Source organism: Lactobacillus pasteurii DSM 23907 = CRBIP 24.76, assembly GCF_000297025.1.
Classification (GTDB): Bacteria; Bacillota; Bacilli; order Lactobacillales; family Lactobacillaceae; genus Lactobacillus; species Lactobacillus pasteurii.
In genome coordinates, this window is record NZ_CAKD01000023.1 from 163,246 (window position 1) to 182,712 (window position 19,467).

Here is a 19,467-nt window from a genome sequence, read left to right on the forward strand (position 1 = left end):
ATCAATCATAATTTTTCAAAGCAGAAAGCTTAGAATAATGACAATTGATTCTGATCTGGCATCCCTTCCAAGACACCATTTTCTTCAAAGTAATTCATAATTGTCTGTGAAACTTTGCCGCGTTTAGCTAAGTCTTCTTTAGACAAGAACTTTTGCTCGGTTCTAGCTGCTACAATCTGCTTAGCCGCATTATCGCCTAAACCTGGAACTGCATTGAATGGAGCTAAAATAGTGTTTTTATCGATAATCTTGAAGTTCAAAGCTTCTGATTGATCAATATCAACCATTTTAATCTTAATGCCTCTTTCCAAACATTCGTTAGCAATTTCTAAGACCGTTTGTAAGCTTTTATCCTTAGCAGTCACATCATTTCCCTTGTCGGTAATTGCCTTAATTGCTGCCTTGACCGTATTTTTGCCATGGCTCATTGCAACTAAGTCGAACATATCTGCTCTAACAGAGAAGTAAGCTGTGTAATATATTTCTGGATAATAAACCTTGAACCAAGCAATTCGCAAAGCCATTAAAATATAAGCTGTGGCGTGGGCCTTAGGGAACATGTACTTAATCTTCAAACAAGATGGAATATACCAGTCTGGGATATTCTTGTTTTCCTTTAAGACTGCCATGTTTTCATCGCTAATTCCCTTACCTTTACGAACTGATTCCATCGTTGAAAAGGCGATTTCTGGCTTAATGCCCCAGTGAATCAAGTCCATCATAATGTTGTCACGACAACCAATTACGTCTTTCAACTTGCAAATACCATCATTGATCAATGATTCAGCATTTCCTAGCCATACATCAGTACCGTGAGATAGACCTGAAATCTGCAACAATTCTGAGAAAGAAGTTGGCTTAGTTTCTTCAAGCATCCCTCTTACAAAGCGCGTTCCAAATTCAGGCACGCCCAAAGTACCCGTTTCTGATTGAATCTGTTCAGGCGTAACTCCTAAAATATCCGGACTTGAAAATAGTGACATAACACCTGGATCATCAGGTGGAATGGTCAATGGATCAACTCCTGATAAATCCTGCAACATTCTGATCATCGTTGGATCATCGTGTCCTAGAATATCAAACTTCAAGATATTGTCGTGAATTGAGTGGAAGTCAAAGTGTGTTGTTAGCCAAGCAGCATTGACATCATCTGCAGGATATTGAACTGGCGTAAAGTCATAAATATCCATATCATTTGGAACCACAACTATTCCTGCAGGGTGCTGACCAGTAGTTCGCTTAACCCCTGAAACTCCAGTAGCCAAGCGATCTAGTTCAGCATTTCTAAGCTTCAATTCCCTTTCTTCGTCAAAGTGCTTAGCATAACCATAAGCCGTTTTATCAGCAACCGTGGCAATTGTTCCGGCACGATATGAGTTATCTGGTCCAAACATAACCCGAATGAAGTTATGTGCAACTGGTTGATAGTCACCTGAGAAGTTCAAATCGATATCAGGAACCTTATCACCATGGAAGCCTAAGAAGGTTGCAAATGGGATATCCTGGCCGTCTTTAACTAATTGTGCTCCACACTTAGGGCACTTTTTATCAGGCAAGTCATAGCCTGAACCATATTCACCATTAGTGTAAAAATGCGAGTACTTACATTCTGGACAGCGGTAGTGCGGAGCTAGCGGATTTACTTCCGTAATTCCTGACATAGTTGCAACCAAACTAGAGCCAACTGAACCACGCGAACCTACCAAATAGCCATCTTTATTAGACTTGGCTACCAAACGTTGCGAAATCAGGTAAATAACAGCATATCCGTTAGAAATAATCGAATTCAATTCCATTTCAATTCGATCTTTAACAATGTCTGGCAAAGGATTGCCATATAATTCGTAAGCCTTGTTATAAGTCAAATCCTTCATTTCTTGATCCGCATTTTCAATATGTGGTGGGTACAAGCCATCTTTAATTGGGGCAATTTCGCTCAAGGAATCCGCAATCATGTTTGTATTGTCGATTACTATTTCTTTGGCTACATCTTCACCTAAGAAGGCAAAAGCATCCAGCATTTCTTGAGTGGAATAGAAATGTAAATCAGGTTGCGGATTATTTCGATTAGGATTGCTGCGCTGCGCAGAAATCAAAATAGTTCGATAAATCGATTCGTATTCATTTACATAGTGGGCATCGCTAGTAACAACAACCGGCTTGTTTAATTCTTTACCTAGCTTGTAGATATTGCCTAAAATTTCTTCAAGCTCAGCTTCATCAGCAATTAAACCATCCTTGATCAAGTTGGCATAAGTTGCAGGTGGCTGCAACTCTAGATAGTCGTAAAACTTCGCCTTTTCGCGTGCTTCGTCATAGCCTTTTTGCATCATGGCAATAAAGACTTCGCCTTGCCAGCAGCCACTTCCATAAAGAAGACCTTCATGAAGTCGATTCAAATCAGACTTAGGAGTTCTTGGTATGCGGTAGAAATAAGTTGTACTTGCTAGTGAAACTAATTTGTACAAATTCTTTAGTCCTGCCTGGTCTTTTGCCAAAATTGATATATGCATCGGTCTAGCTCTGCGATAAACCTGACCTTGGGCAGCATATTCATTCATCTTGCCCAAATTATTTTCATCAAAACGTTCTTTAAAGGCATCAAGCAACTTAAACATCAAATAGCCAGTCGCTTCAGCATCCTGATTGGCCCGGTGGTGATGTTCCAAAACAACATTATACTTTTTAGCTAAAGAATCCAAGGTATGACGTGATTGCTCTGGGTGAAGCAAACGAGAAACTTCTAGCGTATCAACCACTGGCTGAGTAATTTCAGCCAAATTGTTGCGTCTTAAGGCAGCATTGACAAATCCAACGTCAAATTGAACATTGTGACCACACAATGGAGCATCCCCATAAAAATCCTTAAATTGTTTAATTACAACATCTTCATCATCAGCAGCACTAACCATTTCATCAGTGATTGAGGTCAAGTTGATTGTCTGTTCGCTTAATGGGTGATGCGGATTGATAAACTTATCAAAGCGATCAATTACTTCACCATTGCGCATCTTGACTGCACCGATTTCGATAATTGTGTCATAAACCGATGACAAACCCGTCGTTTCAACGTCGAAGATAACAAAATCTCTATCTTCATAGGTCATATCCGCTGGATTTAGCACTAACATTGCATGATCGTCAATCATATTGGCTTCTAATCCATACAAGATCTTTACGCCTTGCTTTTTACCAGCTGAATAGGCTTCAGGGAAGGCTTGAACATCGCCATGATCAGTAATGGCAATTGCAGTTTGACCAAATTTTTTGGCTATTGAAACAAAATCAGTCGCAGTGTTAGTTGCGTCTAACTGACTCATATTAGTATGCAAATGAAGTTCTACACGTTTTTTTTCGCCTTCATAAGCTTCTGTGCGGCCAATGTGTTCAACTGTTTCAAAGCCATTAACATTTAAAACTAAGTCATGTTCCCATTGATCGTCTTGAACCGACCCTTGCATCTTAGCCCAAGTTCCAGCCTTGATCTTATCCATTTCTTCGATCTGGTCTTGGCTAGAAACAAACTTCTTAAAGGCAATTGAATCAGTATAATCTGTAATTTCTCCGGTAAAGATGACAGAGCCTGACTTCAATTCTCGCTTATCAATACTGAAAATATGACCTTCAATTACCACATTTCGCGATCCATCTTCCAAATCATGAATTTGTGTAATCTCGGCATCTTCAGCTATTTTATTGCTTCCATAGCTTCGTCTTTGTGTTGGATATGACTTTGGCGTCGGTGCTTCTTTAGGCTTTTCTGGGGTTGCTTCAAAAACTTGTTGCATGTTGCGTTCATGTTCTTCTTGAAGCTTTTGCAAACTTAGAAAGTCATTATCGACGTTTTCCTCATTCAAGATGGTCGTAAATTTCAGATTGAAAAAGCCATAGTTGCGCATCTCTAGTGCTAGATCATCCAAAGCTTTTTGCTCAATTAATCCATCTACTACAGAATTATCAACTGGTATAATCCAGCGTCCATCCTTTTTTTGAGGATTTTGTTTAGCCAAAAATTCTCTAGTTACTGCTTGCAATTGGCTGGAGTTTTGCACCACATATTGCCAATAGTCTGTCAAATACTGATCAGAACCATCCTTGCTTCGGACAGAAATAGCTGCTTGCACAAAATCGTGAAAGCTTTCCAAAATGGATTTTTTTAAGTTTAGATATGTCTCAAACTTTAAAGGCGTATCAAAAAGAACGTGGATATTCCACATATGTTCTTTTGCATAAACATCCACGTTCTCAATTTCACCCTTTTGCAAGATCGCATTGTCTTCAAAGGTTTCTGGAAATTTGATTTGCTTTAAAAGTTTTAAGAATAGTTCGTTCTTATCGCTCACTTAATTATCTCAACTCTTTTTCAACAAAATCAGTTAAATCATCAATATGTACTTCGACTGCTTCGCTATCGCCTGGGTGTTTTACTTCAACAATACCTTCGCTGGCCTTGCGTCCGATTGTGATTCTAATTGGTGCACCAAGCAAGTCAGCATCGTTGAACTTAACACCTGGACGTTCCTTACGGTCATCGTATAAAACATCGTATGAAACAGAAAGTTCTTTTTCAAGTTTTTCAGCCAAAGCAGTTTGTTCATCATCGTTCATCTTCATTTGAATAATGTGAACTTCAAATGGAGCAATTTCTTTTGGCCAAGCAATTCCATTTTCAGTTAAGTGTTGTTCAACAACTGCTGACAACATTCTAGTTACACCAATACCATATGATCCCATGATAACTGGTTGAGTCTTTCCATTGTTGTCTAAGAAGTCAGCACCCATAGTTTCAGTGTAGTAAGTACCTAACTTAAAGATGTGACCTACTTCAATTGAAGTTGTAAATTTAAGTGGTTCGTGATCAATTGGGTCTGGTTCGCCTTCGTTAGCAGTTCTAATGTCAGCAAATTCATCAACCTTAAAATCACGATCTAAATTAGCATTTTCGTATTGGTAGTCAGTTTCATTAGCACCAACAACTACGTTGAACAGGTTCTTAACAGTTTCATCAGCAACAATCTTGTCTGCCCAAGCTGCATCAACAGGACCAACTCCGCCTTTAGCACTACCTGTAATTTCAATTAATTCTTCAGCAGTTGCTTCACGTACTTCATCAGCATCAAGAACATGGCCCAACTTAACTTTGTTGATTTGCTTATCACCACGGATCAAAACTAAAACCTTTTGATCATCAGCAACAAATAAAATACTCTTAACAATTCTAGTAGCTGGAACTTTCAAGAAAGCAGCCAATTTTTCAATTGAGTCACAATCTGGTGTTGCAACCTTAGTCAATTCCTTTAATTCTTCTGGTTCTTGCTTAAAGGTATCGATACTCTTAGCCATTTCCAAGTTAGCAGCGTAAGTACCACTTTCGTTAGTTGCAATAGTATCTTCACCGATTGCAGCTGGTGCTTGGAATTCAGTTGAGTTCTTTCCACCCATTGTTCCTGAGTCTGCAATAACTGGGTGAACCTTAACCCCGCAGCGGTCAAAGATTGCCTTGAAGGCACGTGCTTCATCATCAAATTGTTCATCCAATTGTTCTCTAGTTGCTGCAAAGCTGTAAGCATCAAGCATGATGAATTCACGGCCACGCAATAATCCGAATCTTGGACGGTTTTCATCACGGAACTTAGTTTGAATTTGGTACAAAGCAATTGGCATTTGCTTGTAACTCTTTAAATTCTTAGCAATGATTTCGGTGAAAGTTTCTTCATGTGTAGGACCTAATAAACTTTCGCGACCATGACGATCAGATAGTCTAAACATTTCATCGCCATATTTTTTATACCGACCAGATTCTTGCCACATAGTAGCCGGAAGCAAGTGAGGCATGATCATTTCAGGTACGTTGATCTTTTCCATTTCTTCTTCCATGATGTTTTCAGCCTTGCGCAAAACTCTGTAACCAAGTGGCAAGTATGAGTAAACACCAGCCGTAACCTGTCTAATATATCCACCACGTAACATCAACTTGTGGCTTTCTGCCACAGCATCTGAAGGTGCCTCTTTCAAAGTAGGCATGAAAAATTTTGATTGTCGCATTTTTTCTCCTAAAATCTAACACATAAATTACTTAATAAAATATCGATAAATATCATTGCCAGTTACCGCAATGATCAACAATAAAAGTAGTCCAAAACCAATCAACTCAACGATTGCTTCATGTTCCTGGGAAATTGGCTTGCCTCTGACTAATTCAATCAGATTCAAAAGCAATTTTCCACCATCTAGTCCTGGAATTGGAATCAAGTTAACAATTCCTAAGTTGATTGAGATCATTGCTAAAAAGGCTAATACGTAGGTTACACCCATTTGCGAAACTTGTGCAGTTTGCGAGTATATTCCAACGGGACCTGAAAGCTTATTTAAGCTGAAGTGTCTAAACAGATTTCCTACAGCATTAAAAATCAATCCAGTAGTTGATACGGCAGTTGACCAACCTCGAGACAACTTCAGGCCAATTGCTTCGTTGGTCTTAGCTTGAATACCAATTTGATAGTAATCGCCATTAGCTGTTTTGACCTTCTTTGGCTTTATTATAACCTTGCGAGTTTGACCTTTAGTTTGAACTTCAAAGGCCATCTTTTTGCCCTTGCTTTGTTCAATTGCAGTTGAAATATCGTTGAAGTTTGCAATCTTTTTATTATCAATTTTGACAATTTTATCTCCAGCAACCAGCTGAGCTGTCTTTGCAGGAGAGTTGGTCATTACCTTGGAAATTTCATTTGTTCCAGGACCTGGAATTGTCAAAGACCAAATGATAAAGACCACAAAGCCTAAGACGATATTCATGAAAGGTCCAGCAAAATTTACTGCCAACTTCTGCCATACATTAGCCTGTTGAAATTGTCGATTTCGCGGTGCAATTACCAATTCGGTTTTATTTTTTTCGATAATAGTCGCATCAGGATCAACTTCAAAAGTTCTTTGCTTTTCTTCATCGCCATTCTCATAGCCATGAATCTTCAAATCGTCAACTAAATCTGCTTGAGTAATTTGAACTGGAATTCCTTCAATTGGCAAATCTGACTCTGATGCATCGATTCTAATAACCTTGCCTTGGTTATTCAAAGCCAAGACAACTGTAATACCTGGATCAAGTTTGCTTTCATCATCAACGCCAGCTAGACGAACATATCCACCTAGCGGCAACCATCTGATTGTGTAAGTCGTAGTGCTTCTTCTTAATTGGAAAAGCTTAGGACCCATTCCGATTGAGAATTCTCTAACTAAAATCCCAGATTTTTTAGCCACGATAAAATGCCCGAATTCATGGACGAAAACGAGCAGGCCGAATACTACTAAAAAGATTAATATACCTTTCACTAGCGATCAACTTTCTAATGAACAATTCCTAAGACAGATGCTACTACTGGCAAAACAAAGAGCATACTGTCAAATCTGTCTAAAATACCACCGTGGCCTGGTAGAATTTTACCTGAATCTTTCACACCATAGAATCTCTTGTAAGCAGATTCGACCAAATCACCCATTTGGCCTACGATTGACAAGAAGAAGGCCATAATAATCAAAGTGGTTTGTGAGAAATCAATGTGTACGAAAGCAAGGTAAATAGCTGAAAAGGCCAAAGCACAAACAACTGCACCGATGGATCCTTCCCAGGTCTTGTTTGGACTGATAACTGGCCATAACTTATGACGACCAAACTTGCGTCCGATCATGTAAGCACCAATATCAGTAGACCAAACAACTACGAATACGTAGCAAAGTAAGAAGAGTCCATCACTGCTAAAGTTTCTAATGGCTGACATGTAATGGAAACCTGTACCAATGTAAAGTGATGCAATAGTATAAACACCAACATCATCAAAGGTTGTCTTATTCTTTGACAAGACAGTCCAAGTCAACATAAGCATGATCAAAGCAAAGTATACTCCGTACTTGCTCCAACCAAAAGGCATATTCTTAAAGAATGCATCAGGTACAGTCCAAGTCAAAGTAGCCAATAAAGCTAACAAGAAATCGATTGAAACCAAAAGTTGTTTCTTCATCAAAAAGACTTCACTAATACCTACCGCTGCTAAGGCGACGGTCAACCAATCCATCCAAACCCCACCTAAGAGGACAATTGGAATAAATAATATCAAAGCAATAACTGCTGTAATAACACGTTGTTTCATAAAACCTATCTTAATCTAACTATCCGACTCGTCTACTTTACCAAAGCGCCGATCTCGGTGCTGGTAATTTTCAACAAACATTTTTAAATCATTCTCATCAAAGTCTGGCCAATTCTTATCGCTAAAAGCTAATTCCGTATAAGCAAGCTGCCACAATAAGAAATTGGAAATTCTTTGTTCGCCAGAAGTTCTAATCAACAGATCTGGATCGCTGTAGGTTTGGAATTTTGCAGTCATTAAATGCTGACTAATTGTAGCCTCATCGATTTCATCTGCTGGTAGCTTTCCTTGAGCTACTTCCTTGGCAATTCCTTGCACAGCGCTGACAATTTCTCGTCTAGAACCATAGTTAAAAGCAAAGTTCAAAACTAAACCAGTATTATCCTTAGTATCCTCCATTGCCTTAGTAACAATATCTAATGTTTTAGCAGGAAGTTCATCCAAGTAACCCATAATGTTTACTTTGACGTTATTTTCGATCAAAGTTGGCATATACTTGTCAAAAAAGCGAACTGGCAAATTCATCAGATAAGCAACTTCTTCTTTCGGACGGGCCCAATTTTCAGTTGAAAAAGCATAAAGCGTCAAAACCTTAATTCCAAGCTTATTGGCCGCTAGAGCAATTTTTTGAACATTGTCCATGCCTTCACGGTGGCCATAAAATCTTGGCTGATGACGCTTTTTAGCCCATCGTCCGTTACCATCCATGATGATTGCGAGATGATTTAATTCATTTTCCTTTTTACCCATTATTTACCTTGAGTAATTTCTTTTCTCTTTTCATCAGCAAGTTGGTCGATCTTCTTAGTTGCATCGTCGGTTACCTTTTGTACTTGCTTTTCCAAATTTCTTTGTTCGTCTTCAGTAATTTCGTCATCGTTCTTCAAACGCTTCAAAGCGTTCATTGCATCACGACGAACATTTCTTACTGCAATCTTTGCATCTTCTGCTTCCTTACCAACTTGCTTGGCAATTTCTTGACGTCTTTCACCAGTCAATTGTGGGATAACCAATCTAATTACCTTACCATCGTTTGCTGGAGTCAAGCCCAAGTTTGAAGCAAGCAATGCATGTTCAATGTTGTCTAAACTGTTGATATCGTATGGAGTAATCAACAAAACTCTTGGCTCTGGAATACTTACGCTTGACATTTGAGTCAATGGAGTTGGAGCTCCATAGTAATCTACTTGAATACCTTCCAATAAACCTGCATTAGCTACGCCCGCACGAATAGATGCTAGATTTCTTTGGAAAACCTTGATTGATTTTTCCATATTTTCCTTAGCAGTTGAAATTACTTCGTTGTTATCCATTATTTCTTTCCTCCTTCGATTACAGTACCGATGTTTTCACCTAATACTACCTTTTCAATATTGCCTGGTGTATTGATGTTAAAGACGATCAATGGGATATCTGTATCCATTGACAATGAACTAGCAGTTCTGTCCATAACCTTCAAATTCTTAGCAATAATTTCAAGTTGAGTTAATTCACTGTACTTAGTTGCTGTTGGATCAAGCTTTGGATCAGCTGAGTAAACTCCATCAACACCATTTTTGGCCATCAAAATTACATCTGCATTGATTTCTGCAGCACGCAAGGCAGCAGTAGTATCAGTAGAGAAGTAAGGGTTTCCTGTACCACCACCAAAGATAACTACGCGACCCTTTTCAAAGTGACGTACAGCCTTTCTTCTGATGTAAGGCTCTGCCACTTGGCGCATTTCAATTGAAGTTTGTACTCTAGTTGGAACACCAACATGCTCTAAACCATCTTGCAAAGCAAGAGCGTTCATAATAGTTGCCAACATTCCCATGTAATCAGCTTGTGCACGTTCCATTCCGAGCTTTGCACCAGTTTCGCCGCGCCACATATTTCCGCCGCCAACTACGATACCAACTTCGACTCCTAAATCGTGTACAGTCTTAATTTCTTTTGCCAAGTGAGCGATAACTGCTGGATTAATTCCAACCTTTTCTTCACCTGCTAATGCTTCACCTGAAATTTTTAAAATTATTCTCTTGTACTTAACTTGACTCATAGCAACCTCCTGTTATAGCTTTAAATATTCTACCATTAAAAACAGTTGTTGTGGAATATCTAAACAAACTCATTATTAAATTTTTTACAAAAACAAAAAAAGAGAATGGAAATCATTCCATTCTCCACAAAGAAATTTATTATCTCATTTGTTCACGAACTTCAGCAGCAAAGTCTTCTTGCTTCTTTTCGATACCTTCACCAACTTCGTAGCGAGTGAATGATACTACTTCAGCATTTTGTGACTTAGCGTATTCACCAACAGTCATGTCGCCATCCTTAACGTAAGCTTGATCTACTAATGAGATTTCGCTCAAGTACTTGTTTACACGACCTTCTACGATCTTAGGAATAATGTTAGCTGGCTTACCTTCGTTTTCAGTTTCCTTAGTAAATACAGCCTTGTGTCTTTCCAATTCAGAAGCTGGTACTGAGTTCTTGTCTAAGTATTCTGGGTTGATTGCTGCTACGTGCATTGCGATGTTCTTAGCAGCTTCTTCGTTGCCACCCTTTAAAGTAACAACAGAAACAATAGCACCACCATTGTGCTTGTAAGCACCAAATACTTCGTCATCAGTCTTTGAAATAAGATCGAATCTTCTCAAAGTAATCTTTTCACCGATAACTGCAGTCATGTTAGTGATAACTTCACCCATAGTTGAGTCACCCATAGGTGCCTTCAAAGCTTCTTCAACGTTAGCTGGCTTGCTTGCCAAAATAGCGTCAGTAATGTCGCCAACTAAGTTGATGAACTTGTCGTTAGTAGCAACGAAGTCAGTTTCTGAGTTAACTTCAACCAAAACAGCGTTGTTGCCATCGATAGCAAATGCAGCTAAACCTTCAGCAGCAGTACGGCCAGCCTTCTTAGCAGCCTTAGCGATACCACTTTCTCTTAAGATATCGATAGCCTTTTCGATGTCACCGTCAGCTTTAACTAAAGCCTTCTTTGAGTCCATCATACCTGCGCCAGTACGTTCACGCAATTCCTTAACTTGCTTTGCAGTAATTTGTGCCATTAGCTAGTCCTCCTAGAACTTGTAACAGTAATAAAAACTATTCTTCTTCTGAAGCTTCAGGGTTTACGATACCTTCTGAATCGTCAGCGTTTTCTTCAAAGTCTGCTTCAACAGCTTGGCTGTCGTCTTGACCTTGTTGACCTTCGATGATAGCATCAGCCATAGCACCTGCGATCAAACGAGTTGCACGAATTGCATCGTCGTTTGATGGAATTACAACGTCAACTGGGTCTGGATCAGTGTTAGTGTCAACCATAGCAACAACTGGAATACCCAAGATGTTTGCTTCGTGAACAGCAATCTTTTCCTTCTTAGGGTCAACTACGAACAATACATCAGGAATTCTTGGCATATCTTCGATACCGCCCAAGAACTTTTGAAGCTTGTCCATTTCCTTAGTCAAAAGAGCAACTTCCTTCTTTGGAAGTACTTCAAAAGTACCGTCTTCTGACATAGTCTTCAATTCCTTCAATCTCTTAACACGACTTTGGATAGTGGTCCAGTTAGTCAAAGTACCACCTAACCAACGTTGGTTAACGAAGTATTGACCAGCGCGAGTTGCTTCTTCAGCAATTGAGTCTTGAGCTTGCTTCTTAGTACCAACAAACAAGAATACGCCACCATCTTGAGCTACAGCCTTAACAAAGTTGTAAGCGTCGTCTAACATCTTGATAGTCTTTTGCAAGTCAATGATGTAGATACCGTTTCTTTGAGTGAAAATGTAAGGAGCCATCTTAGGGTTCCATCTTCTAGTTTGGTGACCAAAGTGTACACCAGCTTCAAGCAATTGCTTCATTGATACAACTGTCATAATAAAAATTCCTCCTAGGTTTTAATCCTCTCAAGCGTTCATTTCAGTACCTTACCACTACCTTGGGCACCGTGGTACCGATCGCTCTTGATGTGTTATATGCATGCAAATACAGCATACTTGCATATTTTACTAAAAAATTTTTTCAATTGCAAGAATTCCAATCAACATTATGCTCATTTAAAAATTTTTCTTTCCATTTGCGATCATGATGTTTAAACCAGTATTCTCGCTTAAGCGCAGCACTTTTATTGTCGAAAGTTTCAAAATAAATCATTTGAACCGGTCTGCGCGACTTAGTATATTTTGCACCCTTGCCTAGATTATGCATTTGCAAGCGATGCTTCAAATCATCAGTATATCCCCCATAAAAGCTACCATCATTGCAGAGCAAGACATAGAAGTAATAATTTTTCTGCTCCCGCTTTTTTCGTTCTTCATCGCTTTCGCGGATTACTTTTTGAATGGCTGGCAAAAATTTTCCTTCCTCATCGTGGACTTCAATTGCATCTTTTAAAACTGTTCCATCAGAGGCAGTATGTTTTACAGCTTCAACAATGATCAAGTTGGTATTTTCGCTGTGGTGAGAAACAAATGGCTGGATGAGCTTTACACTCAAGTCATGCTTCATACAATAGTAGCAAATTTCGCCTAAACGCTCTGGCCGATGAACCATGAACATTTTTCCTTTCATTTTCAAAAGCGAGCTGGCCGTTTCAATTATTTGCTCTAAATTGATCAAAATTTCATGCCGAGCAATCGCCTTTTTGGGATCAGGATTGATCTCATGGCCTTCCTGCATCTTGAAATATGGCGGGTTGACCGTAACTACGTCATAGCTATCTTTTCTCAAAAAATTAGGTGCATTCAATACATTGTCTTGGTAGACTTCGATTCGATTCTCGTAGCCATTTAATTCAATTGATCTTTTAGCTTGAGAAACAATCTCGGGTTGAATTTCAATTGCATCATATTTCGCCTCGTTAAAATAGGCCATGTAAATAGTTGCCGCACAATTACCAGCACATAGATCCGCTACTTTCGAGCGATTTTTGATTGCTTCTTTTGCCCAGTTGGCTAGCAATAGTGTATCCATTGAAAAGCTAAACGCTGTCTTGTTTTGGATGATTTTTAAGTTGTCGCTGTATATATAATCGATTCGTTCATTTTCCTTAAGTTCAACCATAAAATTCTTGTCCTCTCGTTTTTGTTTGCTATAATATTTTACATCATTGGAGGGTTTTATATGTTTTATCGAATCATCAGACCAATCGCCCGTTTTATTGTTTGGGTATTAAACGGTCATTTGCATGTTTATCACAAAGAAAGAATTCCCAAAGGAAATTACATCCTAGTAGCACCCCACAGAACTTGGTGGGAGCCAATTTTATTTGCCTTGGCTGCTAGTCCAATGGAATTTATGTTTATGGCAAAAATTGAATTGTTTAAGAATCCGGTTCTGCGCTTTATCTTAAAGCATGCTCATGCATTTCCAGTTGATCGCGAGCATCCTGGTCCATCTGTATTAAAAATCCCAGTCAAAGGGCTCAAAGAAGGAAAAATGTCTTTGGTTATCTTTCCCTCAGGCACCAGGCATTCGGCCGAATTAAAAGGTGGAGCTTTATTAATTGCCAAGATGTCACAAAAACCCTTGTTGCCAGTAGTTTATCAAGGACCTTTGACTTTTAAGCAATTATTATTGCGCAAGCCATTAAAAGTCAACATTGGCGAGCCTATTTCAATTGATAAAAAGACTAAATTGACTAAAGAAAATGAAGCCAAAATTTATGGCCAGCTAGAGGCAGCTTGGGATAAAATCGATCAAGAACTTGATCCTAATTTCTATTATGTAGCTAAATAAAAGAGGCGGTGATGATCACCGCCTCTTTATTTTTACCAAATGGTTACGCGCTTGTCTTCGTCTAGCCACATTCCATCTTCTGGTTTAACTTCAAAAGTCTCATAGAATTCAGCCTGACATTGAACTGGAATATTAACTCTAGTAGGTTGTGGTGCGTGAACGTCAACTGCAATTTCTGTCTTGATGGCTGCAGGTCTTTGCTTTTGTGCCCATGAACGAGCGTAGTTTTCAAACAATTCCTTCATGCTGCCTTGATCTAGCTTGTTAGCTTGAATTGCACAAGTCAAACCACCTAAGTCAGCAATATTTTCCGCTACAACTTGCTTTCCGTTCAATTTAGCTGGACCATATTCTAATCCATCATAGATGTCGATGGCTGCTTGAGTACGCTTGTTAAATTCTGCATAATCAGCATCAGTCCACCAGTTAGTCATGTTGCCGAGTTCATCAAACTTTGCCCCATTGTTGTCAAAAGCATGTGATATTTCATGAGCAATAGTTGCACCAATACCACCATAATTTTGACCACGACTTTGATGAAGGTCATAAAATGGTGCTTGCAAAATCGCAGCTGGGAAAGTAATGTCGTTTCTTTGTGGATCGTAGCAAGCATTGTTCAAGTTTCCTGGCATTAACCAAACTGAGCGATCTACTGGTTTAGCTAAACGAGACAAGCCGTATTGAGTAGCTACCTTAGCCATTGCTGCTTCATTCTCGTATAAACTCTTTGACTCATCAACAGGCAATAGGTCGTAGATTTCTTCAATCTTTTCTGGATAACCAATCTTCAAAACTAATGCGCGCAATTTAACGATTGCCTTTTTCTTAGTTTCTTCAGATAGCCAGTCATTGTTGCTAATTCGATCTTCATAGACGTCAATCATCTTCTTGATCATATCAGTCACGTCCGCCTTAGCAGCTTCACCGAAATACTTCTTGCCATAGTAAACGCCAAGAACTTCATCAAAGCTGGCATTAGTCAGATTATAAGCATGACGGTCAGCTGAAATTAGTTCTGCTTGGCCGCTTAAAGCTTGGCTATATGGAAAGGCTGCTTCACGAAATTCTTGTGATAATAGACCAGCTATGCCATTGATATACTTCAAGACCATCCAACCCTTAATTTCAGCAAAGTTTTCCTCATTGATCAACTCATCAGCGTGATCTAAGAAGCGTGGTTCCATTACGATAACTTTGTCTGGCTTAACTGGCAGCAATTCAGTCAAGAATTCTTCCATTGGGAAGGACTTAAACTTGCTTACAAAGTCTGCAAATGAATATGGATTATAAGCTGCAGGATAGTCTGACCATTCTTCAGTTGACTTAACCACTTTGGCAAGCTTTTGGTCAAATAAAAGCGCCTTTTCAACGTACTGACTAGCTTCTTCTTCAGAAACACCTGCCATTTTAAGCAAATTAATTGTTTGCTTTTGCAAAATTTTGAGTAAATCTGCTGCGTCAGGAGCTTGATATGAAGTAGTGTCTGGCAATAAAGTTCCTGGTCCAGCAAATTGCAAAACATGAACTTTAGTATTCTTCATATCAGTTTCAACATCAAAATAAAATGGTAGGCTGTACATCCCTGAAAATAGCTCTACTGCTTCAGCCTTCAATTCAGCAAAAGATTTTAACTCAAGCAAATGCTTCAAGTCAGCTTGAATTGGCTCAGCTCCATCTGCATTGCGCTTTTTAAAGTCTTTAGCTAATTTGTAAAGTGCAACAGCCTTAGCGAAATTAGGGATTTCTGGCAAAGCCTCTTTTTCATTTGCAAAGTTATCAAGATCACCCATCATGCGCTTTTCAATTCGCATGTCGATTTCAGTATTAACACCAATTTCAGTCCGGTCAGCTGGGATTTCTGCATCCTTTTGCCAAGCTGAGTTAACTGAAAGATACAAATTATCTTGTGGTCTAGCATTAACATCTGCCACAGTTAAATCGCCAGAACCGCCACGAACTGCAAAATATTTTTTCATTTTAAACCTCACTATTCTTATTATTCTGCAAAGTATACAAATTGTAGTAGTATCCTTGCTGGGCTAAGAGTTCATCATGAGTACCCTTTTCAATTATTCTACCCTTATCAAGCACAATAATCTGATCAGCATCAGCAATTGTTGATAAACGGTGAGCAATTGCTAAAGTTGTTCTACCCTTACGCAATTGTTTTAGACCATTTTGAATCAAGGTTTCTGTTTCCGTATCGACATTAGCAGTTGCTTCATCCAAAACCAAGACCTTCGGATCAGCTACCAAAGTCCGTGCAAAAGAAATCAATTGTCTTTCACCCTGACTAAATTCGCTGCCACCCTCAATTACCTTAGCATGATATTTGCCTGGCATCTTTTCGATGAAGCGATCGGCTTGAACGGTTTTAGCAGCTGCCACAATTTGCTCATCTGTTATTTGATCATTATACATGCGAATATTTGATGCAACATCCCCATGAAACATGAAAGGCTCTTGCAAAACCAAACCTAATTTTTGACGGATTTCTGCTTTTGGATAGCTGCGAATATCTCTGCCATCAATCAGGATTTCGCCTTGACCAAATTCATAAAAACGCATCATTACGTTAATGATGGAGCTCTTCCCTGATCCAGTATGACCAACAATTCCTAGCGTTTCACCTGGTTGAACCGTAAAGGAAATATCATGTAAAATTTCATGCTTTCCATCATACGAAAAGCTCACATGCTTAAATTCAATCTTGCCTTGATTGATTTCAAGCCCTTGGACTTCGTTTTGCTTTGGTTCATATTCAGTTTCATCAAGAATCCTAAAGATTCTCTTACCAGCTACAATACCATCTTGGAATAAAGTCATTTGGTCCATCATATTGGCAATTGGGTTGAAAAATTGCGAAATATATTGAGAAAAAGCATAGACTACCCCAGCTGGAACGAAAGTTTCATTTAAAGGATAGCCAAAATACACCAAGGCTGCTGCCAAAGCAAAAGAGTACAACATACTAGTTAAAGGAGAAAGCAAGAAAGAGTTAACCTTGATCATTTGGAAACGAGTTTTCATCAAGGCACCGTTTTCTTCTTCAAATTCTGCAATCTTTCTTTTTTCCTGTTTGAATTGCTGAATTAATGAAACTCCTTCAATTGATTCATTCAAATTAGTATTGATTCGGCTCAACCGCTCACGATAGCTTCGGTATAATTTGGAACTTTTTTGCGAATATAGCCACATAACCCAAAGCAAAATCGGCAAAAAGATAGTAACTAATAAACCTGCCACTTTGTTGGTTGAATACATGGCCACCAAGGCTGAAACAATCGCAAAGAAACTCACTACAACGCTAGCCAAAACCGTCAAAAAGCTGGATAAACTCATAGTATCATTAGTAACTCTAGATACAATTGAGCCAGCAGGTGTTTGGTCAAAATAGCGCATCCCTAAACTATGCAGCTTTTGATAAAGCGCCAGACGAACATTTTCTAGTGACTTTTCAGAACCAAGGGCAAAGAAATAGCCATAGGTAAACTGAATAAATGCCTTTAAAATTGAGCCTAAAGCATATAAAAAGCCTGCATAGACAATAATTCGAACAGTTACATTTCCTTTAAGTAGGAAATTGTCCATAAAATATTGCAAACCAAATGGCAACAGCATGTTGATTACGCTTAAAAGCAAGGCGGCAATGGTTGCAGTAATCATTTCAGCTTTAAAGCGACTAACAAACTTCAATAGTCGTTTAAAAATTTGCCATTGTTCTTTGACAGGAATAGCCTGGGCCCAAACAGATTGTTGTTTATCTTCGTTTTCCACTTACTCTCCCACCTTTTCTTCTAATTCCTGGCGACGCCACATTTCTGCATACCAACCGTCTAATTCCAATAATTGATCGTGATTGCCTCGTTCAACGATCTTTCCGTCTTTCAAAACCAAAATCAAGTCAGCGTTCATCACTGAAGTCAAACGGTGGGCAGCAATCATAGTCGTCTTGCCTTGACGCTCTTTCTTCAGTGATTTCAGAATTTCAGTCTCAGTTCTAGCATCAACAGCAGATAAGGCATCATCCAAAATCAAAATCTGACTTTGTTTCAATAAGGCTCTAGCAATTGACATTCTTTGCTTTTGACCACCTGAAAGCGAAACGCCATTTTCTCCAACCAAGGTATTATAAGATTTTGGCATTTGCAATATATCTTCATGCAGATCACTCTTTTTAGCAGCTTCTATTATTTGATTTTCATCGGCTGCTGTATCAGAAAAGGCAATATTCTTCTGAATCGAAGTTGAGAATAAGAAGTTATTCTGTGGCACGTAAGAAATTTGTCTAAGCAAGACATTGAGCGGAATCTTGCGAATATCGATCCCGTTTAAAGTTATTTCACCATCATAATTGTCAAATTCGCGAAGCAATAACTGAATGATTGTAGTTTTACCTGCACCAACTCGTCCAACTAAGCCCAAAGTCTGACCTTGCTTCAAAGTAAAGTTGATTTTGCTCAAAACTTCAACTTCAGGCTCATCTGGATAAGCAAAATGATCGATATTGTAGCTAACATCCCCAGCAATATCTTCAGCTGAAATAGATTCATCTGCATTATCATCAGTGATCAATGGCTTTTCTTGCAACAACTTTTCAATTCGATCGTAACTAGCGCTACCACGCTCTAAAATATTGAACAAATAACCAATCGCAAACATTGGCCAAACCATGTTACCAATATAAGCCACAAAAGATACTAATTGTCCGATCGAAAGGCTGTGATTCATCACCAAAATTCCGCCATAAACGATGGTGATCGAGTAAGTTAAACCAATAATAATTGAACCAAGTGGATCAAACAGCGAATCATAGAAAAAGACCTTTTTATTGATCTTAATCGTATCCTGAATCATTTTATTAAATGAAGCCGTGTCTTCTTTGCCTTGACCAAAAGTCTTCAAAACCTTGATTCCGGAAATTGATTCTTGCGTTTTATTGTTTAATCGTGAAAAAGCTGCCTGCGACTTATCGAAGGCATCATGCAAACGGTCACCCAATTTTTGCGCACCTAAAGCCAAAAATGGCAAAGGAATTAAGGCAATAATGGTCAATCGCCAGTCGACAAAGATGATCATGGCAATGATTGTAGTCAAACCCATCATCAATGAATCGACCAAAGTTAACACACCTGCTCCAGCTACTTCCTGCAAAGCAGATATGTCGTTAGTTGCATGGGCCATCAAGTCCCCTGTTCGGTGACGCTGATAAAAAGTCCGATCCATCGCCATGAAATGACTAAACAGCTTAGATCTCATTTGCCTTTCAAGCTCCGCTGCCCCGCCCCAAATTTGCTTTCGCCAAAAGAAGCGAAGAATGTACAAAACAACAGCTGTCAGAATAATCAAACCGATATAGGTTAGGTACTGCAACCAGCTAATCCTTCCTTGATCGAGTTGATCTGACATCAGACCTAGGACCCTGGGAGGAACTAAATTTGCTAGTGAAGTCAAAGCCAAGAATACAATACCCAGAATGTATCGTTTCTTCTCCTTTTTGAAAAACCACCCTAGCTTACCAAAAATACCCATATAAAATTTTTTCTCCTTATCTACACAAAAAAAGAGACGAAGAAATTTCCTCGCCTCTTTAGT

Annotated in this window: 14 protein-coding genes; 1 reads left to right on the forward strand and 13 read right to left on the reverse strand. The window is 39.0% G+C overall.

Going from position 1 to position 19,467, the window contains the following annotated elements:
* Positions 1 to 29: 29 nt before the first annotated feature.
* From BN53_RS06980 to BN53_RS07025, 10 genes are all read right to left on the reverse strand, one after another.
* Positions 30 to 4,343, reverse strand: coding sequence for a PolC-type DNA polymerase III (locus tag BN53_RS06980; protein ID WP_009560244.1), 4,314 nt, complete (start codon positions 4,341 to 4,343; stop codon positions 30 to 32).
* 4 nt (positions 4,344 to 4,347) lie between these two features.
* Complete coding sequence (locus BN53_RS06985; protein ID WP_009560245.1) at positions 4,348 to 6,045, reverse strand: proline--tRNA ligase; 1,698 nt, start codon at positions 6,043 to 6,045, stop codon at positions 4,348 to 4,350.
* A 27-nt stretch (positions 6,046 to 6,072) separates the two neighbouring features.
* Positions 6,073 to 7,329, reverse strand: a complete 1,257-nt coding sequence (gene rseP, locus BN53_RS06990) for an RIP metalloprotease RseP (RefSeq protein ID WP_009560246.1) — start codon at positions 7,327 to 7,329, stop codon at positions 6,073 to 6,075.
* A gap of 14 nt (positions 7,330 to 7,343) precedes the next feature.
* Complete coding sequence (locus BN53_RS06995; protein WP_009560247.1) at positions 7,344 to 8,144, reverse strand: phosphatidate cytidylyltransferase; 801 nt, start codon at positions 8,142 to 8,144, stop codon at positions 7,344 to 7,346.
* A 15-nt stretch (positions 8,145 to 8,159) separates the two neighbouring features.
* Positions 8,160 to 8,894 carry an isoprenyl transferase gene (locus tag BN53_RS07000; protein WP_009560248.1) on the reverse strand — a complete coding sequence of 245 codons (735 nt, stop codon included), beginning with the start codon at positions 8,892 to 8,894 and terminating at the stop codon, positions 8,160 to 8,162.
* A complete protein-coding gene (frr, locus tag BN53_RS07005) occupies positions 8,894 to 9,457 on the reverse strand; it encodes a ribosome recycling factor (protein WP_009560249.1) in 564 nt (187 codons plus the stop codon). The genes BN53_RS07000 and frr overlap by 1 nt, the downstream gene beginning before the upstream one ends.
* The gene (gene pyrH, locus BN53_RS07010; protein ID WP_009560250.1) at positions 9,457 to 10,185 is read right to left on the reverse strand and encodes a UMP kinase; all 729 of its coding nucleotides are present in this window, start codon (positions 10,183 to 10,185) and stop codon (positions 9,457 to 9,459) included. The genes frr and pyrH overlap by 1 nt, the downstream gene beginning before the upstream one ends.
* A 139-nt stretch (positions 10,186 to 10,324) precedes the next feature.
* Positions 10,325 to 11,200 carry a translation elongation factor Ts gene (gene tsf, locus BN53_RS07015; RefSeq protein ID WP_009560251.1) on the reverse strand — a complete coding sequence of 292 codons (876 nt, stop codon included), beginning with the start codon at positions 11,198 to 11,200 and terminating at the stop codon, positions 10,325 to 10,327.
* 37 nt (positions 11,201 to 11,237) lie between these two features.
* Complete coding sequence (rpsB, locus tag BN53_RS07020; RefSeq protein WP_009560252.1) at positions 11,238 to 12,011, reverse strand: 30S ribosomal protein S2; 774 nt, start codon at positions 12,009 to 12,011, stop codon at positions 11,238 to 11,240.
* 145 nt (positions 12,012 to 12,156) lie between these two features.
* Positions 12,157 to 13,197: a GIY-YIG nuclease family protein gene (locus BN53_RS07025; RefSeq protein ID WP_009560253.1), complete on the reverse strand. Its 1,041-nt coding sequence runs from the start codon at positions 13,195 to 13,197 to the stop codon at positions 12,157 to 12,159.
* Positions 13,198 to 13,257: 60 nt separating this feature from the next.
* Here BN53_RS07025 and BN53_RS07030 point away from each other — a divergent pair, with 60 nt between their 5' ends.
* Positions 13,258 to 13,872, forward strand: coding sequence for a lysophospholipid acyltransferase family protein (locus BN53_RS07030; protein WP_009560254.1), 615 nt, complete (start codon positions 13,258 to 13,260; stop codon positions 13,870 to 13,872).
* Positions 13,873 to 13,904: 32 nt separating this feature from the next.
* Here BN53_RS07030 and BN53_RS07035 read toward each other — a convergent pair whose 3' ends face one another.
* Genes BN53_RS07035 through BN53_RS07045 form a run of 3 tightly spaced genes read right to left on the reverse strand, consistent with a single transcriptional unit; the run spans position 13,905 to position 19,404 of the window.
* The gene (locus BN53_RS07035; protein WP_009560255.1) at positions 13,905 to 15,848 is read right to left on the reverse strand and encodes a M13 family metallopeptidase; all 1,944 of its coding nucleotides are present in this window, start codon (positions 15,846 to 15,848) and stop codon (positions 13,905 to 13,907) included.
* A gap of 1 nt (position 15,849) precedes the next feature.
* Positions 15,850 to 17,649 (reverse strand): ABC transporter ATP-binding protein, encoded by a 1,800-nt coding sequence (locus BN53_RS07040; RefSeq protein WP_009560256.1) that lies wholly within the window; start codon positions 17,647 to 17,649, stop codon positions 15,850 to 15,852.
* On the reverse strand, positions 17,650 to 19,404 hold the full coding sequence (locus BN53_RS07045) for an ABC transporter ATP-binding protein (RefSeq protein ID WP_009560257.1): 1,755 nt from the start codon (positions 19,402 to 19,404) through the stop codon (positions 17,650 to 17,652). It lies immediately after the preceding gene.
* Positions 19,405 to 19,467 lie beyond the last annotated feature (63 nt).